This window comes from Porticoccus sp., from assembly GCA_023261185.1.
Taxonomy (GTDB): Bacteria; Pseudomonadota; Gammaproteobacteria; order Pseudomonadales; family Porticoccaceae; genus Porticoccus; species Porticoccus litoralis.
Map to the genome: position 1 here is coordinate 1 of JALRJN010000079.1, position 23,368 is coordinate 23,368.

The window sequence follows — 23,368 nt, forward strand, 5'->3', positions numbered from 1 at the left end:
TTATCTCGTCAGGATTAACAGCCAACCCCTCGTACTCCTGGTAAGCGATACTTGCGAGGGCGAACGCGGAGTACTGACTCAAGGGCAGAAGTCCCTCTTTGCGGGTAGCAACTGCAATAAGGTCGGGGTGGTGGAGGTGGAAGGCACACTGATCTTCGTGACGTGCTAGGTGAACTGCACTGTGAATCGTAAATCCCGCCGGGTTAATGTCGTACGGAAAGTCTGCATCGATCTTGTTGCCTTCAATATCAATTTTGACCAGATTGGATGCAGTTACCTCATCGAATCGCAGCCCAAATGGGTTGATTAAAAGCTCTTCAGTGCCGGGGATGCGGGCCGAAATATGTGTATAGATAAGATCATCCCAGCCGTGTAGAACAACCAGTCGGTATGCAGCAGCTAGAGAGATGCGTGTTTGCCACTCAATATCAGAAACTTTGCCGCGCAGATTCACTTGCGGAATGTTGTACATAGTGTCACTCAAATAGTGTTTTTCGAAGATCAAATCCTATCACAGAGATTTCATCACAGGCACTGACAATAATCATGAATCCCTATTCTCCTGCCTGCTTAGCTTAGATCGTTAACGATTGGTCATCTGCATTCAATTGATCTACCGAAGTTAACATTGATCGAATAACAACCGATTTGATCTAGAGTTGGTTGAAAACTGATCAACTGGACCATTTTTCTTACTTTTTTGTTAAAAAAGAGTCCTTAATAGTTGACAGAAAAACTGAGCAAGGTAACATCTGCGCCCATCCTAACGGAGGGATGGCTGAGTGGTCGAAAGCACCGGTCTTGAAAACCGACGAGTCGAGAGGCTCCCAGGGTTCGAATCCCTGCCCCTCCGCCATATTTTAAAAACCCTTGTCATGCAGGGGTTTTTTTTTGAGTATAAATAACGACAGGCAGTGAAACTGCCGACGATGAAAAAGAGGTTTGAACAATGGATAGACCACATGTAGAACGTGGAGACTGGATCATGCTGAAGGCATGTGAAGAGCAAGAAAGTGTGGAAGCCCGTGTCTACAATGTCCACGAAGACGGCACCCTGTTCGTGGGTTACCACATGGGCAGCTTTAAAACCATGAAGGCCAAGGCTATCTGGGCTGACACCTTTTGGAAAGTGATTGACTAGGCCTTAGCCGCCCGGCAACCCGCCTTCAGGCTGGTGTGCACCCAAACAAAAAAACACCGCGATAAACGCGGTGTTTTTTGTTTGGGTTGAAGCCAAAGCTAATAAGCTGTTTTACAGTGACGATTTCGGGCTTTCGGTATTATCGTTAGGCATCATGACTATCAGGGGACTACCTTCAGTTGCAGCCCAGGAGAAGCCTATATCATTCAGGCGTTGCATTTTATCCTGCGAGAGAAAATTGAAATGCAGGTCAGCACGCTGTTTGACGACCCAGGCACCCAAGTCCAGATCACCATCAACCATATACTTTTCCGGAACCAGGCAATCGCCATTTTCGGCTTTGTAGGCTTCGAGTTGGCCAAAAGCCCTTTCCCACTCATACTCACGAATGTTCCATACAAAGTTGATAGCATCCAGGCGGTGAAACTTATCGCGTGGGTATACACCATCGTAATCACGCTGCGTTGCAACCCAAAGCCATAAAGGGAACTTTTTATCTTTACCTCGATAGCCCTTTGGAACGATGCAATGACCGTGCTCGTCATGAAAATTCTGCAATTCAGAGAACCCAGTTTCCCAACGCAGGTCCTCCATATCCCAGATAAAATGCAGCTTATCCAGACGCTGGAATTGTTCCTCGGAAACTTTCCCTTCTGCATAATCCCGGCGAACTTTTTCCACCCAATGCCAGAGAGAGTGGCCGTTTGAAGTCTTGTAACCATGGGGAACCAGGCAGTTGTTGTGTTCCTCACGGAAAGCCGCCATTTCGGCGAACCATTCTTCCCAAGGCACAGCATTCGTTTCTTCTAATTTGGTATCGTAGTCTTTCAGTTTTACATCATTCATAGCAGTATTTTTATCGCATGGTGAAGAGGAGCAACAGTAATACATAACCACCAGCATACTCAAACGAGAAATGAGCCTATTTACTCAATTTCCTGGATTTGGGACCTTTGTTCGACTCAAATGTTACAAAGGGTACCCAACCCCCCCCCATATGCGGCCGATGCATATCGGCGGCAGTCTTTATAATAAAAGTGCAGTGGCCAGAAACAACATTAACCCCATGCCCAGAATATCGGTAAATGTGGTGAGAAAAATACTGCTGGCCATCGCTGGATCCGCACCAAAGCGCCGTAAAGTAAGGGGCACTAGCACCCCGAAAATACCGCTCCCCGTACAGGCGCCTATCATGGCAATGAGAATGACAAGTGCCAGCATCATCGGCTGTTCTGCACCGCTGACGCCTGCATAAAGCCACATAGCAATAGCTGCCACCACACCGACAAACAGACCATTCATCGCACCTAACACAATTTCCTTGCGCAGCAGCTTGCTTACCGGATAGCCGCCTAACTCTCCTAGGGTAATCCCCCTCAGAGTAATGGCAAGCGCCTGACAACCGGTGTTACCACTCTGCCCGGCTAATACCGGCAGGAACACTGCCAGTGCGACGATACGAGCGATAGTATCCTCAAACATGCCTACCACAAATGCAGCGGCAAATGCCGTGATCAGGTTTACTTGAAGCCAGGGATGTCGCATCCGGAAAGCCTCTAGAATATTCGTGGTCACCCGTTCTTCCTTATCCAAGCCCACCATGGATCCCGACTGGGCACTGATCTCTGTCGCTATGTATTCAAACAGTTTCCAGCTGAAAACCAGGCCAATCAGGCGATTATTGTCGCCAACCACCGGGTAGAGCCGATAATGGCGTTTCAAGGCCTCGTTGACAGCCTGCGACATATCCGTATCGGCAGAGAATGCAAAGGGGTTTTCCGTCATGATCTCGCCTAGGGTTTGCGCTGGGCTGGCCAGTAACAGATCACGCATCGCAACCACACCCATCAGGTGAGAACTGTCATCTACCACGTAGATATAGGTGATGCTCGAGACTTCCTGAAGATGAACGATGTAGTCTAGTGCGCCGGCCACAGTAGTCGTCTGGGGTAAAACCCCGATCGGGGCTGACATCAGGGTTTCAACCGTGCCTTTGATACCGCTAACGAGTTCAGAGGTTTCTGCAATGCTCTGGGAAGCCGTACCCGGTAAATGAGAAGCAATCAGCAATGCTTTTTCGGATGGAAGTTCTGTTAATACCTGATGGATCGTGTGCTGAGGCTGACCACCGAGTAGAGCTGCAGCACTGATAGGCTCCAAGCTGGCCACTTTTGTAAACAATTTTGAATGGGGGCTACTATCCATTGCCTACCACCTTTTAACCTGGTTAATGATTATGCCTTTCAGCTTAGCAGAGCACTCTTGGCTGTGAATGATTCCCAATATCGCTGATTCGGAATCGGGATGATAGTCCTATCACCTGGGGTGACAGGACAATAACCACTTTTTCACCACGAGACTAAGAGGCGGCAATGGCAAAGTCCCCACAGAATACACCCTTATTTTTAGCACCTAATGCTGGTTTCGGCAGGAGATTATCGCGAGACGGAGGGCTTTTAGGGTTTATTGAGTATCAACGCTGTTCGAATCGGGTTTCGCCCAAATCGTGACATTTTCAAAAAATCTTCATTGGCAATTGGCAGGTGCTGATTATCAATGCCACTGGCACTCTGCTCGTCCGGGTTTGGATCGGGGTCATGGACATAGATACAATCTTCATCAAAACCACTCATGGTCACCCAGTGTGGGGCCTTGCGCCCGTCCATGCGGTAGGTGCTGATGAGGATAATTGGGATATTGCCCTTCCTGAATTCATTGATCAGGTCAGTATGGCGGAAATCCCGGTAGCGGATCTTGATGGACTGCTTTTTTGCCTGGGACACAAACTCTTGGTGTACCAGTTCAATCACCCGCTTTTTGTTTTCATCCCGGACACTGTCCACAAACAGTGTGGTATCACGATTGAGCCACACCTTTACACCGTAACCCCGCTGCTTGGCTGCCAGAGCAAGGCCCACCGGATGACAGCCTCCATGCCCGGACGTCATAAATATCGTGGTTGCTTCACGCCAGATCTGTAACTCCTCATGCTGATTCGGGCTATAGGATTTGGACAGGCCTCGCATGGCCATCATCAATGCTGCAGGGCCACAGGTAAAATTGGTTGTCTGGGGTATCCAGGGTATCGCCCGGTTTTCTGCTACGGGCGGCACCGTGCGTATGCACTTCTGCATGCGAAGCGCATCATGGCTGTCCTCGTAATAGTTGCGGTAAATACCAAAGGGCTGATAACCCAGGGAATTATAAAGAGCGATGGCCGCAGCATTGTCGACATTCACTTCCAGTCGCAAAAATACTCTGCCTGCTGCTTTGCTCAGCTTTTCGCCCTCCTCCATCAGTTTTCTGCCAATGCCAAAGCTCCTGAACGACGGGTCAATGGCGATGGAATACAGCCGGGCCAGCGCTGTACCTCGAAAGAAAATGATCAGGCTGTACCCCACCAGCTGGGAATCGGCTTCCGCCACGATGAACGCGCAGTGATCCACCTGAATCCAGTGCCGAAAGCTGCGTCGACTGAGTCGATCGCTGGTAAAGCAGATTTTTTCCAGACGCAACAAGGCAGCCAGATCCGACCCTGCTGCAGGCCGGAACTTTACATCTGAATTCATTTCGCTGCTCCCGAGTTTCCCGAAAGACCCTGCAAGGCCTGCTGTATGACCTGTCGTGCTCTGAAAATCACAGCCTCACGCCAGCCAATATCCTGAGGATTAAAATGAGCCTCCATTCGCGCCCCGGCTTCATCTTTGGACAAGGCATCTGGAACTCCTCCGCGCCAGGCACAAGCCTCATCATGTAACACGGCAAATAGTGAATCTGTGCCCAAGGTGCCAAATTCCAGTGTTACAAAACAGCTCTCGCTCCCCATCACCTTATGCCATCCGTAATCCAACAAACCGAGCTTGGGGACCGAGCAGGATGTTCCCCGATCCGGTAGCCCACAACCCGGACCAAACCATTGCCTGGCGGTGCGAACGGAACCGCTATCCGCGGGATGATCACAGATCACCTCACCGTATCCATAAGGTCCCAGACCCGTATGAACGTCAATGACCGCCAACTGCCTTTCTGACAGTCTGAACCCATTGATCAAACCCTCAATCACTTCGCGACTGAAGCTGGGGCCTGAACCACCATAAAACGGTCCATCGGGGTCGGCGTACTGACCGCCACTATAGGCAATTTCATACTCCCGCTGCCCCACTCTATTACGAAAGCTGTGGATAGCACGTTCCCGTACTGCGCTATCAACAATCCCCAACAAGGGTTGAAGCTCCAGGTACCCAGGGTTCTCGGGTAGAGGTTGGGTGAAATCGATAAAGTTTCTGTTAACGTCAATACCCTGGTCGTCACAGCGGCGGTAATTGGCGTAACCCCAGGGATTAAGTGCATGAATCAGTAGCAGAGCCGTATCGGGGGGCAAATGCAACAGACCGGTATCCAGCTGGCGAAGACAATCCAGCTCCACCGCACTGCCCGCATACCCCTCCACACCATGTGTACCACTGATCAGCACCAGAACTTTGGGAGCAGCGTCAGGGCCAACCCAAGCCGTTTGGCATCGCAGCTCCTGAACATGGTCCAGGGTGAAATCATTCTGGTGGTGAGTGGCGGATAGTCTGTGGAGGGCTTCTTGCCATAAATCACAGGCCTGGCGGTAATCCTTCGGGAAAATATCCTCGGAGAACGCCTGCAACAAACTGATGTACGACATACCAGCACCCTGAACGATATCGCGATCATAGCGGCAAAACGGTTAACCCGTAAGTGGTCAAATGCCTTTAGCACCCAGCGAAGCCGTTGAACCCTGTTCCTCGATTCGGGTCAAACAGACTTACAGATCATCAACATCCATGGTTAGGAATTATGCGCGTTCGTGCCGTACTCATATTAGCTATTATCGTCCACTCTTCTCTGGCCTTTTCAGCCACCGAAAAAGCCATCTTTGCCGGTGGTTGTTTCTGGTGCATGGAGCCGCCTTTTGACAAGCTGGAGGGTGTCATTACCACGGTCTCCGGATATACCGGTGGCAGCAAGGAAAACCCCACCTACCGTGAAGTATCCTCCGGTCAAAGCGGCCATTTTGAAGCAGTAGAAGTCACTTACGATCCAGAAATGATCACTTACCAGCAGTTATTGGTAACCTTCTGGACGAATATTGATCCGCTGAATAGCAAAGGTCAGTTCTGTGACCGCGGCAGCCAGTATTTAAGCGCTATCTTTTATCTCAACGAAGCGCAAGAAAAGGCCGCAAGAGCATCCAAACAGGCACTGACCGATAGCTACCTGTTCAACAAGGACATCGTTACCCGAATACTACCCGTGAAAACGTTTTTCCCTGCGGAAAGTTACCATCAGGATTACTACATGAAGAACCCGCTGAAATACCACTACTACAGGAATGGCTGTGGTCGCGATGTTCGTCTTAAGCAATTATGGAAAGGAGCAACGCTTCCATTTTCATCCAATTAATGACGCTTTGCCTATTTCCCTGAAGACAGGCTTGTATAAAAAACTGGCACCTGCCGAATTAGCCAGGGCTGAAATTCCACACCGGTTTGACGCATATCAACTGTCAATCCGCGAGCTGGGGTTAGTGTTACCCAATCCCCGCAGAAACATCACGGGCAAGGGAACATGTACAGCAATGAAAACTCAACTGGCGCCTTCCACGCTCACTCGCCAATGGAAGCAGAGGTATTTAAGCCATTGCTTACCTGCGCCCAAGGAAAGTTGTTTGATGACCACCCCTTTGCCAGCCCTATTGCCCTGAATCTATTTTTCCCCAATGAGCCCTATCCTGACTATGTCGACTTGCTCACTCGTGAGATTGGTTTTTACGCAAAACATTTCCAGCATCGACGTCTGACAAAAATATGGTTTCGCGGCAAACCGCTGTTGACCATGAAAGCTGGCGAACTAGCCGAACTGGCTTTTTATACTCACCAGCTTTTTTCCAGAGAGCCAGGCGGCTCAGAAGAATATGGGTTTGAGTGCCAGCCAAGCGATATTACTCCGGGCAATCTTGCCTTGATGAAGGGTCTGCGTTTCAACCATCTGACCTTTTCCCTGAATACATCCCTGCCACCCAAAAAGCAGAAAATCTCACAGATTCTGTCACTCATCGATGAATATGATTTCCAGGAGTGTCGTTACCGAATCGATATCGCAAATACTGACCCGGATACCCTCATCTGCTGGCTCGATACGCTGATAACCCATCTTCCACGCATGATTGAAATACAGGGCCTCGATGAGATGGACGGTTCTGTAACACTGGCATCACTTGCAGATCATTTCAGTGTTCAGGGATATCACCTATTGGGGGACCGTTTTTTTGTTCCTGCTGATCACATGCTGTTATCGCTTAAGAAACAATCAGACCTGCAATATACACCTTGGGGTTTATGCCAACGTCAATTGGGCGACTGGCTGGGTGTCGGGGTTGATGCTTTAGGAAAACTGGGTAGTGGTTATTATCAGAACCACTTGTCATCACACCAATACCGCGATGCCATTCGCAACAATCAGCTCCCCATCAGTTTCAGCGCCTCCTACGCTGAAGGCCATGAAAAGACCCTAGCTTGGAAACTGGTTGACCAGCTCCTTTGCTATCACTGTCTGCCCGAACAATCCATCACGGCTACAGCCAGGATTTCTGAAAACATCCACGAGGTAATAGCAAAAGCGGAGAAACTGGCTTGGTTAAACCGGCATAAAAATGCCCTGATACTGGCGGAAAACGGCCTGAACCATCTGACACAATTCTGCCAGGAACTACAGAGCCTCTGAGACAACCCCTCAAACTTTCATCCAGATGACCTATAGGGTAATCAGCTATATAATCCCTGGCTAATACCACACGTGATCATTTCCATGGATGCAAAGTGCCCACACAATAGTGAAGTAAATTGTGGCGATTGCCGCATGAATGCTCTCTGTTTGCCATTAGCCCTTCAAGCAAAGGAAGTAGAGCGCCTCGATGAAATTGTTCAGCGCGGCCGTCCACTTCAACGCGAAAATCACATATACAGGGCTGGCGAAGAGTTCCGCTCTGTTTATGCAGTGCGCAGCGGCTCTATCAAAAGCTATACCGTTAGCAATGATGGTGTTGAACAAGTCACCGGCTTCCATCTTCCTGGTGAAATTTTCGGTATGGACGGCATCGGTCAAAATCGCTATACCAACTCTGCCACCGCCATGGAAACATCATCTGTCTGTGAGATTCCCTTTAATCGGCTGCAAGAGTTGAGTATCGCCATTCCTACCCTGCAACGACATTTTTTCCAACTAATGAGCATGGAAATCACCAACGACCAGCACCTGATCACCCTGCTCAGCAAAAACAGCGCCGAAGAGCGGGTGGCAACGCTGTTGATTAGTATTTCCAACCGCAATCTGCGTCGCAAGCTATCCCCTACACGCTTCCGTCTCCCTATGTCGCGAGCGGACATCGGTAACTACCTTGGCCTGACCGTCGAAACGGTTAGCCGGGTGTTTGGCCGTTTCCAGAAACAGGACATGCTACTGGTGGACAAGAAAGAAATTGAAGTACTTGATCTGGAAAAACTGAGGCAGCTTGCCAACTGAATACTTCAACAAAAAAGCCGGGCATCTGCCCGGCTTTTTTTGTCTACAAGACTGACTTAAAATTTGTAACCAACACCAATCATATAAACCCAAGGATCGATATCCACCTCGGTCTTAACTACACCAGCAGCAGTATCGATTTTGGCATCAGTATCGATATCAAGATACCAAACACTGGCGTTAATCAACCAATGTTCATTAATCATATAATCCATACCTGCTTGGAAAGCTAACCCCCAGGAAGCATCCAATTCCATGCTTCCGTGGCCCAAAAGAGTTTCGAGTTCACTATCCACTTCTTCATCAAAGAAATTGGTGTAGTTGATACCGGCACCGATGTAGGGCTGGAATTTAGAATCAGACGCCATCGGGAAGTACTGCAGGGTCAATGTTGGTGGCAGGTGCTTAGTTGAGCCCGCATCCACTTTGCCGGCACCTATGCCTGTGAGGTCAGCTTTGATGTCGTGCTCAAAGGGGGTAGCCGCCAAGAGGCCAAGACCCAAATGATCGGTAAGCATATAAGTGAAGGTAATACCCAGCTGAGTATCATCATCAACTTCAACCTCTGTGCCAGGTAATGTTGCACCGTCAAGCTTGAGAGCATCGCTATCATCATTTGGATCAACGTTAGCTGCACCAGCACGCACAATAAAATCGCCCGGCTCATAAGCCATGGCCGCTGTTGCTCCCATCAACAAAGAGCCCGCCAAAACTGTATTAATGGCCAGTGATAATGCTTTTTGCTTTTTCATTTACTTTCTCCCGTGGGGTAACACCTAAAACATGGGAGTAGTAAATCAGCTTGGGTACTTACCGAACTTGATCTGGATTAAGTAAATGAGGCCACCCAATTGAGCTAGATCAATTGACAGTGATTGTCACCAGTTCCGACAACACTGGGGGGTTGTGGGGGATATGGTGATGGTCTCCAAGAAGCAGCTGCAGTGTATGTTTACCCGGAGCCAACTCAATAGTCACCTCGGTCTGCCCACCCCCAAAATGCTTGTGATGATCATCGGCCGGTATCGGGCTATCCATTGCCGGCAGCTCTGCCACATCAATCAATAGGTGGTGGTGACCGGTTTTAGCTTTTTCAACGCCCGCTGGTGCCACACCAATGCCACTGAGACCAAATTGCACGGTAACCGGACTGGTGACCGTTGCCCCGTCGGCTGGTGAAATAATATAAGCCTTGGCAGCCTCAGGCGCGGGAGTTTCACCGGCCATCAGCAGCGGAGATACGGCAATTGCCGCAGTTATCATGAGTGTTTTGACAAATTTCATGGTTTTCCTCAGATTGTTGTATTGATTATTGCTCACTACTTTACACAAGAATTTTCGCCTGATCAGCTTGTCAGGGAAAAGGCATATCAGCCTGACTTGCCACCCCCCAGGCACTGGGGTGAATCAGGCGCCTGGGCACGTGCAGCCCATTCCCCAGGTAAGTAAGTATGCAATGCCAGAGCGTGAACCCCCGCGTCCAACTCATCACCCAGCAGGCGATAGACCTGTTGGTGACGCTGCACTTGTCTCTGTCCCTCAAAAGCACTGGTGACAATCACCAGCTTGAAATGGGTCTCGGAATTGGGTGGCACGGAATGCATATGGCTCTCATTGATCACCTCAAGATGATCCGGGCTAAGTGCCCGCTGTATTTTGTCTTCAATCGTTTGCTTAACGCTCATCGTTACCTCTTTTGTACAACCTTAACCGCCTACTAGCGTGATCATAACACCGGCGGCTACTGCAGAGCCGATCACCCCTGCCACATTAGGACCCATGGCATGCATCATCAGGTAATTGTGCGGATCTGATTGCAATCCCATTTTATTGGAAACCCGCGCAGCCATGGGTACGGCTGACACACCTGCTGAACCGATCAGGGGGTTGATGGGATGTTTGCTCAACAGATTCATCACCTTGGCCATAAGCACACCCGCTGCCGTACCAATGGCAAAAGCAACAATTCCCAACAGCAGAATCCCCAGGGTTTCCGCATTGAGGAATTTTTCAGCACTCATCTTCGAGCCTACCCCCAACCCCAGAAAGATCGTCACCGTGTTGATCAGGGCATTCTGGGCAGTATCACTGAGGCGTGCCACCACACCACACTCCCGCATCAGGTTCCCCAGACAGAACATACCCAACAGCGGCGCGGCGCTGGGTAGCAGCAGGGCTACCAGGATCAGTAGGATCAGCGGAAAAATGATTTTTTCACGCTGGGAAACGGGACGGAGCTGCTCCATGCGGATGGCGCGTTCTTTTTTCGTAGTGAGCAGTTTCATAATGGGCGGTTGAATGATGGGTACCAGCGCCATGTAGGAATAGGCCGCCACAGCGATGGCTCCCAATAAATCTGGCGATAACAGGCTCGTTACGTAAATGGCCGTCGGTCCGTCCGCCCCGCCGATAATGCCGATGGATGCCGCATCCCTCAGGCTAAACTCGAGAACCCCAAAGTGACTGAGGCCGATGGCACCCAATACCGTGGCAAAAATACCAACCTGGGCTGCCGCCCCCAAAAACAACGTTTTTGGGTTAGCCAACATGGGACCGAAGTCCGTCATCGCCCCCACGCCCATGAAAATCAGTAATGGAAAAATACCGGTGGCAATACCCGCTTCGTAGATGTAGTACAACAATCCACCGGGTTGTTGCATATGCCCGAGGGCATCATAAACAGGTGCTGTATCAAAGCCCGCTCCGGGAATATTGACCAGCACTGTACCAAAACCGATTGGCACCAGTAACAGTGGCTCAAACCCCCGCCGAATGGCCAAGTAAAGCAATAACAGCCCCACCAGTATCATGATGCCCTGCCCCGGGGACAGTTGGCCAACCCCAGAATCCAGCCACAAGTTGTTTAATCGTTCCATCTCAATGTTTCCCGGAAACCAGAGGTTGCAACTCAACAACGCTTAACACGCAACACCATTCACGCGAGGGTAACAAGACAGTCACCGACAGCCACGGAGTCACCAGCTTTTACCAACACTTCGGCAACCACGCCATCCCGGGTGGCACTGACCGTAGTCTCCATTTTCATTGCTTCCAGCACCAGTAATGCTTCCCCGCTCGCAACCTGCTGCCCCGGAGAAACCAGTACCCGAATGATGGCACCAGCCAATGGAGCCTTGACCAGATCGGCGGTCTGTCCACCACCAGACATATCGCCAGCATGGCCGACAGGTACAATGCCCGATATATCGCCACCCTCAGCAACAACCACGGTATAACTCACACCTTCCAGAGTGACGGTATAGGTGGCTTCGCCCTCACAGGCTTTTTGCTTTCCGGTAGCTTCGGTCAGCTCTAGTTCAAAGGCTTCGGGATCCCCCCTGTTTTGTAAAAACCGCAGGCCTGCCTGGGGAAACAGGGCATAGATCAGCACATCTTCCACCCGGCGTTCACCCTCAACAATCTCTGTGTTGCTCTCTTCTACTGCAACTAGTAACTCACTGGTCAGATTGTCTAGCTCTGGAGATAGCAGATCTGCCGGGCGGCAGGTGATCGGGTCATCGCCATCCAGAACGCGTGCCTGTAACTCCACATTCACGGCTGCTGGCGTGGCCCCGTATTCACCCCGCAATACACCACAGGTTTCCTTGGATATGGTTTTGTAACGTTCACCACTGAGGACGTTAATCACTGCCTGACTGCCGACAATCTGCGACGTAGGCGTTACCAGTGGGATATATCCCAAGTCCTCCCTGACACGGGGGATTTCCTGTAAAACCTCATCAAATCGATCCTCTGCACCCTGTTCGCGCAGCTGGCTCTCCATATTGGTGAGCATGCCGCCAGGTACCTGGGCCAGCAGGATGCGTGAATCCACCCCACGCAGGGATCCTTCAAAAGACGCATATTTCTTTCGCACCTGCCTGAAATAAGCTGCGATTTCTTCCAGCTCCCGAATATCGATGCCCGTCTGCCTCATGGTGCCGTTAAAAATTTCAACAATAGATTCTGTGGGTGAATGCCCATAGGTCATCGACATCGAGGAAATGGCTGTGTCGACATTATCTACCCCAGCTTCCACGCATTTAACAATGGTCGCCGTGGACAGGCCGGTGGTGGCATGACAGTGCAGGTGGATAGGGATATCGCAACTTTGCTTGAGTCGGGTGACCAACTGAAGCCCCACATAGGGCTTCAACAAGCCGGCCATATCCTTGATACAGATAGAATCTGCACCCATATCTTCAATCGCCCGCCCCATATCGACCCAGTGATCTAGTGTATGCACCGGACTGACCGTGTAGGAAATAGTCCCCTGGGCGTGTTTGCCCTGTTGCTTCACAGCACCGACAGCGGTTGTCAGGTTGCGCAAGTCGTTCATGGCATCAAACACACGGAACACATCTATTCCGTTGAACGCTGCCCTCTCAACAAATTTTTCCACCACATCATCAGCATAATGGCGATAACCAAGAATATTCTGACCACGAAGTAGCATCTGTTGAGGGGTATTGGGCATCGCCCGTTTCAGCTCTCGAAGTCGATCCCAGGGATCTTCCCCCAAGTAGCGTATACAGGCATCAAAGGTAGCCCCACCCCAGGTCTCCAGTGACCAGAAGCCAACTCGATCAAGCTTTTCAGCAATAGGCAGCATATCGTCAATACGCAGACGCGTAGCAAATAACGACTGATGTGCATCCCTTAATACCAGTTCTGTGATGCCCAACGGCTTCGATTGCTCTGACATGAACACCGGCCCTCAGTAATACTGTTTTTCAGATGTTGACATGGTGTCAGTGTCGACGATGCTGATTAATGGCCTGCTGAATGATGGCCAGCACCCGTTCATCCACTGCGCTGACATTCTGTTGTGTTAAAGCCTGTGGCTCGTCAACGGTTGGAGAAAAGTGTTTGATCAGCGTCGACATTAAGACCGTGACAGCAACCAGCAAGGTCAAAAAAACAATGACTGTTCCCATCCCGTAGAGCAACAGGCTCAACCCTTCTTGCAAAAGTGGCTCATTCATCCATTACCCCTGATCCTGGCGGCAGTTTCCCACAACTGAAATGCCGGGAATGCCAATCAACTGACTATACTGGCGGCGCCCTGTTGCATCAATAATAGCAACTGCACTGGCATTTTACGTTTGGGAGACTACAATCGCGCTTTCCCTTTCGATATCACGTCTGTTCTGCTTATGACTATCAAAGCCCTGCTTGAACAACGGGTCCTGGCTGCTATGTCTGCAGCCGGAATTCCGAGCACCTGCCCCGCTAACATCACTGTCAGCACACGCCCTGAATTCGGTGACTTTCAGGCCAACGGCGCCATGGCGGCGGCCAAGCAGCTTAAATCCAATCCCCGAGAACTGGCCTCACAGATTATTGAACACCTCGACCTGTCAGGGATTGCCGGTAACGTGGAAATCGCGGGCCCGGGATTTATCAACATCCACCTCTCCAATGAATTTGTATCGGCACAGCTTCAACAGCTGCGTAACGATCAATACTTGGGGGTAGAAATTCCACCAGCCCAGACCATTGTCGTCGATTACTCTTCCCCCAACCTCGCCAAGGAAATGCATGTGGGGCACCTGCGTAGCACCATCATCGGTGATGCTGTGGCCCGCACACTGGAGTTTCTTGGCCACCAGGTAATCCGCCAGAACCACATGGGCGATTGGGGTACACAGTTTGGCATGCTGATCGCTGAGCTTGAGGAGCACCTCGGTGAAGGTGAAAGGCCCGAACTGGCACTGGGTGACCTGGAAGTATTTTATCAGCAGGCCAAAAAACACTTTGACGACGACCCGGCCTTCGCGGAAAAAGCTCGTAACTACGTGGTGAAACTACAGTCGGGAGACGAGCACTGCCGTGCGTTATGGCAGCAGTTTATCGATATTTCTGTGGCCCACAGCGAAGCTGTTTACGAGTGCCTGAATGTCACCCTGAAGCATACGGATATTCGCCCGGAAAGCGCCTATAACGACGACCTGGCCAATGTTGTCGCCGATTTGCAGAGACTACAACTGGCGGTAGAAGACCAGGGAGCCCAAGTGGTTTTTCTGGAAGAGCTGGCGGATAAAAAAGGCAACCCCAGCCCAGTGATTATTCAGAAGTCTGGTGGCGGCTACCTCTATGCCACGACGGACCTGGCCGCCCTGCGCTTTCGCAGTCGTCAATTGCACGCCGATCGTATCCTCTACTTTATTGATGCCCGGCAATCCCTGCACATGAAGCAGGTCTTCACACTGGCCAAAAAAGCCGGCTTCGTCGCTGATGAGGTATCGCTGGAACACCACCCTTTTGGCACCATGATGGGCAAGGACGGCAAACCGTTTAAAACCCGCAGCGGCGGCACGGTAAAGCTCACCGACCTGTTACAGGAAGCCGTGGAGCGGGCGTGCAAGCTGGTGAAAGAAAAGAATCCGCAGCTGTCCGACGTGGAAATCGCGCCAATTGGCCGCAAAGTCGGCATCGGTGCAGTGAAATATGCTGATCTCAGCAAAACCCGCACCAATGATTATATTTTTGACTGGGATGCGATGCTGAGCTTTGAGGGCAATACCGCCCCCTACCTGCAGTATGCCTATACCCGAATACGCAGTATTTTCCGTCGTGCCGGACTGGAACAGGCCGCCATCAACAGCCAAATCAGCATCGCGGCACCCCATGAAAAGTTGCTCTCCATGCAGCTGTTGCAGTTTGGCCAGGTGCTCGATCAATTGGCCCGCGAAGCACACCCCCATGTGTTATGTAACTACCTGTATGAACTGGCCAGCCATTTTATGGCGTTCTACGAACACTGCCCGATCCTCAAAGAGGATGTCGCTGAAGCTACCCGTGAAAGCCGTTTGGCTATTGCTCACCTGACCGCTGACATCATGTGCAGAGGACTGGATTTACTGGGCATTGAGGTCATGGAGCAGATGTAGACCTGACCAGGCTGCGGGCAATTGTTCGCCAAAGGGTTTTGACTCTTTCCGGTACATGACTAATCCTGTAGCCATGAACATCAAAACAGGCACATCACTAAAAAAGGTCGGCGCCAAACACCACTACTCAGGAACAGATTTCTGGATCAAGCTGAAGCATGCTGCCAAAGCAGCAGGTAAAGAGCTGGTAGAAAAGAGCCTTTGGCTTTACTACGCTTCACACCGACCTGAGACACCCACCTGGGCGAAAGCCGCTGTTTACAGTGCGCTGGCGTATTTTATTCTTCCCACCGACACTATTCCGGATTTTATCCCAGGCACCGGTTATACCGATGATTTGGCAGCCATTCTGGCAGCCGTCTCAACCATCAGTAACTACATTGATGAGGATGTTAAGGTGCGGGCCAGAGAAAAAGTGAATCACTGGTTTGGTCAAAACGAAGCCAGAAAAGAAGCCAGCCAATAACATCCGGTCACCCCTAGCCCACCAACACATGCTGTTTGATTAAGCGGTCGAACTCTTCGCCACTAAGAATTTTCTGCTCCTCAAGGACTTGTCGAATGGTGAGATTGTTTGCCTGCGCATACTTGGCAATTTCCGCTGCCTTGTCATAACCCAGTGTCGGCGTCAGTGCCGTGACAATCATCAGTGAATATTCGACATTATTAGCCAGCTGTTGCTCATGGCAGGTCAAGCCATCCAGGCAGTGACGAACAAAATGTCCGGAACTGGCCGCCAGCAACTCAATCGCTTGCAGAACATTGTGAATGATCAGCGGCTTGAACACATTCAACTGCAGATGACCTTGGGTACAGGCCAGGTTCACGGCACTGTCGAGGCCCATCACTTGAACGGCGACCATGGTGATTGACTCGATTTGGGTTGGGTTGACCTTACCCGGCATAATCGAACTGCCCGGCTCATTGGCGGGTAGCTGGAGTTCTCCCAGCCCGGCTCTTGGGCCGCTGGCCAACATTCTCAAATTGTTACCAATGACCAGTAATTCAGAGGCAAACAGGCGCAACGCTGAACTTAACGTCAACAGAGGACCGTGACTGGACAGAGCAGCAAATTTGTTGTCCCCCGATGTCACCGTCAGGCCTGAGAGCTGTCTTAACTGCCCTATGACGGCTTCCTGCCAACCCTCTGGGGTGTTCAGTCCGGTACCAACCGCAGTGCCTCCAATCGCCAGCGAATACAACCCATCTCGGGCTCGTTCTACCTGGGCGATGACTCCCTCAATCTGGGCGACATAACCACCGAACTCCTGTCCCAGTGTCATCGGTGCTGCATCCATCAGGTGTGTGCGACCCACTTTCCAGAGGCCCTCAAACTCGACAGCTTTACCTTGTAAAGCATCCCGTAGGTTCACCAGCGATGGAAGTAGTATTCGCTCCACCGCCCATAGTGCCGACAGGTGCATAGCAGTGGGGAACACGTCGTTCGAAGATTGGGAACAGTTCACATGATCATTGGGGTGCACAGGGCTTTTGCTGCCACGACTTCCCCCTGCCAATTCGTTGGCACGATTGGCAATCACCTCGTTCATGTTCATGTTGCCCTGTGTACCGCTGCCACTCTGCCAGATAGACAGGGGAAACTGCCCATCGTGCTCTCGTGCCAACACTTCATCACAGGCTTTAACGATCAGCGCTTTCTGCTGACCATCCAGTTGGTCAAGCTGTTCATTGGCAATGGCAGCCGCTTTTTTGATAACAGCCAATGCTTCTATGACCAGCCATGGCATGGCACCACCATGGTGAGGAAAGTTTTCCTTGGCACGTTGGGTTTGTGCGCCCCACAAGGCAGCTTCCGGGACCCTGACCGAGCCCAGAGAATCGTTTTCGTCGCGATATTTCATTGTCTGCACCACCTGATTTGTACCCGTTGAAATATTGCGGAGTTGGCAATCGTCGTGTCTGTTAGGAAAATCACAACGATAAAAAAGGGAAGAAGGATGTCTGCCCTCTTCCCTTTTCTGCTCAGCGGTTTTTCAGGTAATTCAACATGGTGTCCGCATCGGAAACCTCAAAGGGATCGGTCTGGCAGTTATCTTCGAAGCCTGGCTCGCAGAACATCTGCTTGATCTCACCGTCTTCCACATACATGGAGTAACGCCAGCTCCGCTGGCCAAAGCCGAGGTTATTTTTATCCACGAGCATGCCCATTTTTCTCGTAAATTCACCATTACCATCGGGCAACAGGAACACATTCTTGGCATTCTGGCTTTTACCCCACTGGAACATCACAAAAGCATCGTTCACTGAGACACAGACCACAGCGTCGACACCCAGCGCTTTAAACTCATCATACAGTTCCTCATATCGAGGCAGGTGTGAGGTAGAACAGGTGGGTGTGAATGCACCGGGCAGAGAAAATACGATGACATTTTTGCCCTTGAAAATATCGTCAGTGTGCAGGTCCTTCCACTCAAAGGGGTTGGGCCCACCCAATGCTTCATTGCGCACACGGGTTTTGAAAACGACGTTTGGAACTCTGCTTTGCATAGTGTTTCTCCGTTTGTGACACCAAGGTCTGTTGATCATCAAGGAACATCATTCGACGTCCTGTTATTTATATCTTAGTAAAAGCAGGTTAATTGCAAAAACTAATTATTGATATTGTCTTAATAGCTTCTGGTTAACTACACAAATTATCGATATCAAGCAAGCAAAGGCCGGTAATACCCTGCTATCACCTCATCAAAGCAACAAAAGATGACGTGCTGCAGCGACGAGCCCTGATCGAGTTGCTTCTGTACTTCAAACACCGCTACAGGAGCGGCCAACTCCGAGGGATAACCATAGACACCACAACTGATGGCAGGAAAAGCAATACTGGATACTCCGAGTTCATTCGCCAAGACCATAGCCTGGCGATAGCAACTGGCCAACAGGGCTTGTTCTCCGCTACCCCCTCCACGCCAGATAGGTCCTACTGCATGAAATATATATCGGGCAGAAAGATTGAAGGCCGGCGTCACAACAACCTGCCCTGTGGGGCAGCCCCCTAGCTTCCGGCAGGCCTGCTGCAATTGCTCATAACCTGCCGCGCGGTGAATGGCCCCATCTACGCCACCACCGCCGGCGAGTTGCTGATTGGCGGCATTAACCACAACCTCAACCTTGAGACGGGTAATATCGCCAACAACCACCTCCATACCCACGGTTTAAACCTCTACAGCTATCAGAGCTGGGGAGTGCCCCCTTTGATATGGACATCCCGCTGCGGGAACGGAATGGTGATGCCCTCGCGGTCGAAGGCCAGTTTCAGGTCTTCCATGGTCCCAAAATAGACTTCAAAATAATCCTTGGAAACGCACCAGGGGCGCACCAGCAAGTTGATTGAGCTGTCGGCATGGGCGCTGACAAAAACATCCGGGGCAGGTGTTTTCAGCACTTTGGGGTTGGCCTCAAGCACCTGTCTGATCACCTGCTTGGCCTTGAGAATGTCATCCTGGTAACTGATACCAAAGGTCATATCGACCCTGCGTGTCGGTTCACAGAAGATGTTCTTCAGGCAGCCGTTAGAAAGAATCCCGTTGGGAATGACCACCACTTCGTTATCCCGTGTTTTCAAGATCGTGTTAAAGATCTGGATCTCTTCAACCAGTCCCCGGTAACCCTGAGCTTCAATCTCATCCCCGGCTTTGAACGGCTTGAAAAACAGGATCAGCACACCGCCAGCAAAGTTAGCCAGGCTACCCTGCAATGCCAACCCCACTGCCAAACCGGCCGCACCCAGCAAGGCGATCAGCGATGCCGTCTCTACCCCCACCATGGAAGCCACAATGACCAACAGCACCCCTTTCAAAAGAATATTGGTAAAACTGTGAAAAAACGTTCGCAGGGTTTTTTCCGCATCACTTTTCATTAGTGCGCGATCCAGGAAATAGAGAATTCGGCCAATAAGCCACCAGCCAACGCCCAGCACAACCAGGGCCAGTAACAATTTGCCACCGTACGCCACCATCAAAGTGGATAATGTCTCACTGAATGTCTGATTTTTTTCCATTAAAATACCCTCTTACCTATAAGTACGGTGAAACCTGGAGCTAGTCTGGCCGATTATTCCTGTTTATTGAGCATCTGCGACATTTCAAGAAAGCCTTGTTTAACCATTTTTTCCGGTGCGGGAGTCAGCATGCTGGTAACAAGAATTGCCGCCAGGGATACAAAAAATGCGGGCACCAGTTCGTAGACCTCAAAAATGCCACCGGATAACTGCTTCCAGACCACCACCGTCACCCCTCCGGAAATAACACCGGCCAGAGCGCCCTGCCAATTCATGCGCGGCCAATACAGGCTCAGCAAGGTCACAGGCCCCAATGTGGCACCGAGCCCTCCCCAGGCATAGGCCACCACATCAAGTACCTTGCTGTCGGGGTCCATTGCTACGCCTGTCGCCACTGTCGCAATCACCGCAACGGCCCAGCGCCCCGCAGTGATGCGGCCCTTTTCGGATAACTGATGACCACTGAGCATGGGATAGAGATCTTCGGCCAGCGCAGAAGAACTCGCCAGCAACTGGGAATCAACGGTACTCATGATCGCGGCCAGAATGGCTGCCAGAAGAAAACCGGCCACCAGAGGATGAAACAGTATCTGGACCATCGCCATAAACACGTGTTCGGCATCTGACAGTGGTGCTGATAACAGCGCCAATCCCGTAATACCAACAGCTATGGACATTGCATACACCAGTAGTGACCAGCTGATACCGATTGCCGAAGCGGTACGTAATTGGACATGCGAGTGGATGGCCTTGAAACGTGCCAGGATGTGCGGTTGACCAAAATAGGCCAGCCCCCACCCCATCAGGCTGATGATGGCCAGCGCATCCAGCGGATTACCCTCACGGTCGGTGGCCATAGACAACAAGGCGGGATTGTTTGCCTCAGTCGTACCCACAAGCTGGCTGTAACCACCCAGATTGGCCATGGCCATCCACGGCACCAGCACCAGGGCTAGTGTCATGAGGATTGCCTGAAATACGTCGGTCCAGGAAACCGCAAGAAACCCCCCGAACAGGGTGTAGAAAATGATAATCACGGCCCCCAGCAATACTGACAGTTGGTATTCGAACCCAAAAACCGCAACAAATAATTTCCCGGCCCCGATTAATCCGGAGCTGACATAGAACAAAAAGAACAGCAGGATGAACAGGCCTGAAGAAAGCTTAAGCCATGGTACCGGGCATTGAAAACGACGGTGCAAATACGCTGGAAGTGTGACGGCATCATCCAGCTGATAACTGTAGACACGCAGGCGCTTGGCAGACAGCAGCCAATTGAGCGCGACACCGATACAGAGGCCGAGAGCAATCCAGCTTGCCTCCATGCCCGCCAAATAAGCATATCCCGGCAACCCGAGCAAAACCCAACCACTCATGTCGGAAGCCCCGGCACTGAGAGCAGCAACACCTGCAGACAATCGGCGCCCACCCAGAAAATAATCCGAAGCGGAACGGGTTTTCGTCCAGGCGAGAATCCCTATACCCAGCACAACCACCAAATAGACACAGAACGTCAGTGCTATCGACAAGCTAAACGTGGCCAACCACCCGCTCCCGGTTTTTCTTATGGATCCATTATTTATCAGTTTGATCGCCACTGCATCACTGAACCCTGTATTCCCAAATAAATTTGGTCAAATAATAGTCAATATTGGAGCAGAAAATAACTTAAGTTAGCTATAATTTATAATTTTAAATTGAGTTATTTAATATAACATGCTAATAATAAAAAAAAATTATAAGATCATGAAGACAATGTGAACGCGACTGCATCAATAAGAGCACAGGAGCCAAGTCATGATTTTTACTGCTGGGGATTTACGTCATCTCGTTATTCGGGAGACACTGAACTATCTGAACGACTGGTCACAAGCTGCGGAAAATCTACTTTTGGGGACGGCGGCACATGAATCTGGCCTGGGAGGCTGGCACGAAGGGCGTCGAGTGGGCCTCTACCGCATAACGCCAAGCATGCACAGGACGGTCTGGGACAATTACCTGATACAACATCCCGAACTGGCCAGCGATATCCGCGGCATAGCCGGACAGCACAGTTTTCTCAAGGATCCTCACGGCGAACTGGCCACCAACCTCAAATATGCCACAGCCATAGCCTGGATGATTTATCGGCGGGCTGAACAGGCGTTACCCGATCCAGCTAATATCGGTGCCCTGGGCACATACTGGCACCGTCACTTTCGCTCTCGACCGGAAGGATCTGCCAAGGACTTTGTCACCAGTTATCAGTTGCTGATAAGAGATGAAACCCTCGCCGCGGCCTGATAGGCCAAAACACTTATTTCTTTTTGACGTGTTTCATTAAGCGCCGCTTTTTCGCGACCTGACGTGCCGTAAGTTTATTCTTTTTCCCTGCATAGGGATTCTCACTGGAGCGGTACTCAATTCTTACCGGGGTGCCATGCAGATCCAGCGCCTTGCGAAAAAGCTTTTCCAGGTATCGCGTGTAATGACTGGGCACCTCTTCCGTCTGGTTGCCATGAATAACAATCACCGGAGGGTTTTGCCCCCCTGCGTGGGCATAGCGCAGCTTGATACGACGCCCCCTGACCATAGGTGGCTGATGCTCAGTCACCGCATCCTGCAGGATACGAGTCAGCCGGTTGGTTCCCAGTTTGTCGGTGGCGGCGGCAAAGGCTTTTTCAATGGACTCGTATAGGTGACCTACTCCCGTGCCATGCAGTGCAGAGATGAAGTGGACATCGGCGAAGTCCACAAATCGCAGGCGCCTTTCCAGCTCCGTCTTGATCCAGGCTTTGTTGTCCGCCTCAAGCCCATCCCATTTATTCACTGCCAGCACCAATGCTCGTCCGGACTCAATGGTTGTACCCATCAGGTGTAAATCCTGATCAACCAGGCCTTCCCGTGCATCAATCAGCAACACCACCACGTTGGCATCTTCAATGGCCTGCAGGGTTTTTACGATGGAGAATTTCTCCACCGCTAACTTAATGTTCTTGCGACGCCGAATTCCAGCGGTATCGATCAGTGTGTAGTTCTTTCCATCTCGCTCGTAATCAATGTAGACACTGTCTCTGGTCGTTCCCGGCATATCAAAAACAACCACCCGCTCTTCACCCAGTAAACGGTTAACCAGCGTGGACTTACCGACATTGGGCCGTCCAATCACCGCAATTTTAATACCGCGCTCTGCTTCTTCTTCAGACTCCACCAATTCTTCTTCTGGGAAGGGGCTCAGTACCGCTTCCATGAGCTGGCGTACGCCGCGACCATGGGTTGCTGTAGTGGGATAGACTTCGGGAATACCCAGCTCAAAGAACTCGGCCATGGCGACATCGGGATTTATGCCATCAATTTTATTGGCCACCAGATATACCTTTCGGCCGTTACTACGCATCTCTTCCGCCAGACGCCTGTCGACAGGCGTGAGACCATCTCGGCTGTCGACTACCAGCAGAACCGCGTCAGCCTCTTCAATAGCCTGCATCGACTGCATGGCCATAGCTGAATCAATACCCTCTTCCTCACCGGTAATGCCGCCGGTATCAATCAGCATGTAACGACGACCCTGAAACTCACCCTCGCCGTATTTCCTGTCACGGGTCAGCCCTGGATAGTTTGCCACCAGCGCATCGTGACTTTTGGTCAAGCGATTAAATAAGGTCGATTTGCCGACATTGGGTCGGCCAACTAAAGCGATTACTGGGACCATTTCACCGTACTCAAAAAATCTCCGGGTATCACACCCGATTTCCCAATCTCTGGGGATGTTGTACTGAGTTTTTTCTTTCC

The 23,368-nt window shown here is 51.0% G+C and carries 24 protein-coding genes and 1 tRNA gene; 8 read left to right on the top strand and 17 right to left on the bottom strand.

The window, feature by feature from the left end; genetic code table 11:
* The coding region (locus tag ACYZYZ_RS07420) for a class II aldolase/adducin family protein (RefSeq protein WP_461483807.1) at positions 1 to 472 on the bottom strand (472 nt) is incomplete at its 3' end.
* A gap of 296 nt (positions 473 to 768) precedes the next feature.
* Here ACYZYZ_RS07420 and ACYZYZ_RS07425 point away from each other — a divergent pair.
* A tRNA-Ser gene (locus ACYZYZ_RS07425) sits at positions 769 to 856 on the top strand.
* Positions 857 to 949: 93 nt separating this feature from the next.
* Positions 950 to 1,141 carry a hypothetical protein gene (locus tag ACYZYZ_RS07430; protein ID WP_305168946.1) on the top strand — a complete coding sequence of 64 codons (192 nt, stop codon included), beginning with the start codon at positions 950 to 952 and terminating at the stop codon, positions 1,139 to 1,141.
* Positions 1,142 to 1,252: 111 nt separating this feature from the next.
* Here ACYZYZ_RS07430 and ACYZYZ_RS07435 read toward each other — a convergent pair whose 3' ends face one another.
* The 4 genes from ACYZYZ_RS07435 to ACYZYZ_RS07450 all read right to left on the bottom strand — a co-directional run bounded on the left by ACYZYZ_RS07435 (position 1,253) and on the right by ACYZYZ_RS07450 (position 5,813).
* Entirely contained in the window at positions 1,253 to 1,987 is a 735-nt protein-coding gene (locus ACYZYZ_RS07435; RefSeq protein WP_305168947.1) for a helicase associated domain-containing protein, read from the bottom strand.
* Positions 1,988 to 2,167: 180 nt separating this feature from the next.
* Positions 2,168 to 3,346 carry a magnesium transporter gene (locus tag ACYZYZ_RS07440; RefSeq protein ID WP_461483808.1) on the bottom strand — a complete coding sequence of 393 codons (1,179 nt, stop codon included), beginning with the start codon at positions 3,344 to 3,346 and terminating at the stop codon, positions 2,168 to 2,170.
* A 251-nt stretch (positions 3,347 to 3,597) separates the two neighbouring features.
* Entirely contained in the window at positions 3,598 to 4,710 is a 1,113-nt protein-coding gene (locus tag ACYZYZ_RS07445) for a peptidase C39 family protein (RefSeq protein WP_305168949.1), read from the bottom strand.
* The gene (locus tag ACYZYZ_RS07450) at positions 4,707 to 5,813 is read right to left on the bottom strand and encodes a DUF2817 domain-containing protein (protein ID WP_461483809.1); all 1,107 of its coding nucleotides are present in this window, start codon (positions 5,811 to 5,813) and stop codon (positions 4,707 to 4,709) included. Before ACYZYZ_RS07450 ends, ACYZYZ_RS07445 begins: the two co-directional genes overlap by 4 nt.
* 152 nt (positions 5,814 to 5,965) lie before the next feature.
* On the opposite strand from ACYZYZ_RS07450, the gene msrA reads away from it, so the two are divergent.
* From msrA to fnr, 3 genes are all read left to right on the top strand, one after another.
* Positions 5,966 to 6,571 carry a peptide-methionine (S)-S-oxide reductase MsrA gene (gene msrA / locus ACYZYZ_RS07455; protein WP_305168951.1) on the top strand — a complete coding sequence of 202 codons (606 nt, stop codon included), beginning with the start codon at positions 5,966 to 5,968 and terminating at the stop codon, positions 6,569 to 6,571.
* A 165-nt stretch (positions 6,572 to 6,736) separates the two neighbouring features.
* Positions 6,737 to 7,891, top strand: coding sequence for a hypothetical protein (locus ACYZYZ_RS07460; protein WP_305168952.1), 1,155 nt, complete (start codon positions 6,737 to 6,739; stop codon positions 7,889 to 7,891).
* 84 nt (positions 7,892 to 7,975) lie between these two features.
* On the top strand, positions 7,976 to 8,689 hold the full coding sequence (gene fnr / locus ACYZYZ_RS07465; protein ID WP_461483810.1) for a fumarate/nitrate reduction transcriptional regulator Fnr: 714 nt from the start codon (positions 7,976 to 7,978) through the stop codon (positions 8,687 to 8,689).
* A gap of 56 nt (positions 8,690 to 8,745) precedes the next feature.
* On the opposite strand, the gene ACYZYZ_RS07470 is transcribed toward fnr, so the two are convergent.
* The 6 genes from ACYZYZ_RS07470 to ACYZYZ_RS07495 all read right to left on the bottom strand — a co-directional run bounded on the left by ACYZYZ_RS07470 (position 8,746) and on the right by ACYZYZ_RS07495 (position 13,674).
* The gene (locus tag ACYZYZ_RS07470) at positions 8,746 to 9,441 is read right to left on the bottom strand and encodes an OmpW/AlkL family protein (protein ID WP_461483811.1); all 696 of its coding nucleotides are present in this window, start codon (positions 9,439 to 9,441) and stop codon (positions 8,746 to 8,748) included.
* A gap of 109 nt (positions 9,442 to 9,550) precedes the next feature.
* The gene (locus tag ACYZYZ_RS07475) at positions 9,551 to 9,973 is read right to left on the bottom strand and encodes a DUF4399 domain-containing protein (protein ID WP_305168955.1); all 423 of its coding nucleotides are present in this window, start codon (positions 9,971 to 9,973) and stop codon (positions 9,551 to 9,553) included.
* Between the two features lie 86 nt (positions 9,974 to 10,059).
* Positions 10,060 to 10,374, bottom strand: coding sequence for a BolA family protein (locus tag ACYZYZ_RS07480; RefSeq protein ID WP_305168956.1), 315 nt, complete (start codon positions 10,372 to 10,374; stop codon positions 10,060 to 10,062).
* 21 nt (positions 10,375 to 10,395) lie between these two features.
* Positions 10,396 to 11,565, bottom strand: coding sequence for a sodium ion-translocating decarboxylase subunit beta (locus ACYZYZ_RS07485; protein WP_461483812.1), 1,170 nt, complete (start codon positions 11,563 to 11,565; stop codon positions 10,396 to 10,398).
* Positions 11,566 to 11,624: 59 nt separating this feature from the next.
* Positions 11,625 to 13,394, bottom strand: a complete 1,770-nt coding sequence (gene oadA / locus ACYZYZ_RS07490; RefSeq protein WP_305168958.1) for a sodium-extruding oxaloacetate decarboxylase subunit alpha — start codon at positions 13,392 to 13,394, stop codon at positions 11,625 to 11,627.
* 46 nt (positions 13,395 to 13,440) lie between these two features.
* The gene (locus tag ACYZYZ_RS07495; protein WP_305168959.1) at positions 13,441 to 13,674 is read right to left on the bottom strand and encodes an OadG family protein; all 234 of its coding nucleotides are present in this window, start codon (positions 13,672 to 13,674) and stop codon (positions 13,441 to 13,443) included.
* 171 nt (positions 13,675 to 13,845) lie between these two features.
* Between ACYZYZ_RS07495 and argS the strand changes: the two genes are divergently transcribed.
* Together argS and ACYZYZ_RS07505 are read left to right on the top strand one after the other, a co-directional pair.
* Positions 13,846 to 15,582 (top strand): arginine--tRNA ligase, encoded by a 1,737-nt coding sequence (gene argS, locus ACYZYZ_RS07500; RefSeq protein WP_305168960.1) that lies wholly within the window; start codon positions 13,846 to 13,848, stop codon positions 15,580 to 15,582.
* A 55-nt stretch (positions 15,583 to 15,637) separates the two neighbouring features.
* Entirely contained in the window at positions 15,638 to 16,048 is a 411-nt protein-coding gene (locus tag ACYZYZ_RS07505; protein ID WP_461483813.1) for a YkvA family protein, read from the top strand.
* Positions 16,049 to 16,061: 13 nt separating this feature from the next.
* On the opposite strand, the gene ACYZYZ_RS07510 is transcribed toward ACYZYZ_RS07505, so the two are convergent.
* The 5 genes from ACYZYZ_RS07510 to putP all read right to left on the bottom strand — a co-directional run bounded on the left by ACYZYZ_RS07510 (position 16,062) and on the right by putP (position 21,141).
* Positions 16,062 to 17,444, bottom strand: coding sequence for a class II fumarate hydratase (locus ACYZYZ_RS07510; RefSeq protein WP_461483814.1), 1,383 nt, complete (start codon positions 17,442 to 17,444; stop codon positions 16,062 to 16,064).
* 121 nt (positions 17,445 to 17,565) lie between these two features.
* Positions 17,566 to 18,090 (bottom strand): peroxiredoxin, encoded by a 525-nt coding sequence (locus tag ACYZYZ_RS07515; protein WP_305168963.1) that lies wholly within the window; start codon positions 18,088 to 18,090, stop codon positions 17,566 to 17,568.
* 155 nt (positions 18,091 to 18,245) lie between these two features.
* Positions 18,246 to 18,743 carry an O-acetyl-ADP-ribose deacetylase gene (locus tag ACYZYZ_RS07520; RefSeq protein ID WP_461483824.1) on the bottom strand — a complete coding sequence of 166 codons (498 nt, stop codon included), beginning with the start codon at positions 18,741 to 18,743 and terminating at the stop codon, positions 18,246 to 18,248.
* Between the two features lie 26 nt (positions 18,744 to 18,769).
* The gene (locus tag ACYZYZ_RS07525; protein ID WP_305168964.1) at positions 18,770 to 19,597 is read right to left on the bottom strand and encodes a mechanosensitive ion channel family protein; all 828 of its coding nucleotides are present in this window, start codon (positions 19,595 to 19,597) and stop codon (positions 18,770 to 18,772) included.
* A 53-nt stretch (positions 19,598 to 19,650) separates the two neighbouring features.
* Positions 19,651 to 21,141 (bottom strand): sodium/proline symporter PutP, encoded by a 1,491-nt coding sequence (gene putP / locus ACYZYZ_RS07530; protein WP_461483815.1) that lies wholly within the window; start codon positions 21,139 to 21,141, stop codon positions 19,651 to 19,653.
* Positions 21,142 to 21,394: 253 nt separating this feature from the next.
* On the opposite strand from putP, the gene ACYZYZ_RS07535 reads away from it, so the two are divergent.
* Entirely contained in the window at positions 21,395 to 21,880 is a 486-nt protein-coding gene (locus ACYZYZ_RS07535) for a hypothetical protein (protein WP_305168966.1), read from the top strand.
* A gap of 13 nt (positions 21,881 to 21,893) precedes the next feature.
* Here ACYZYZ_RS07535 and der read toward each other — a convergent pair whose 3' ends face one another.
* On the bottom strand, positions 21,894 to 23,288 hold the full coding sequence (gene der / locus ACYZYZ_RS07540) for a ribosome biogenesis GTPase Der (protein ID WP_305168967.1): 1,395 nt from the start codon (positions 23,286 to 23,288) through the stop codon (positions 21,894 to 21,896).
* Between the last annotated feature and the right edge of the window lie 80 nt (positions 23,289 to 23,368).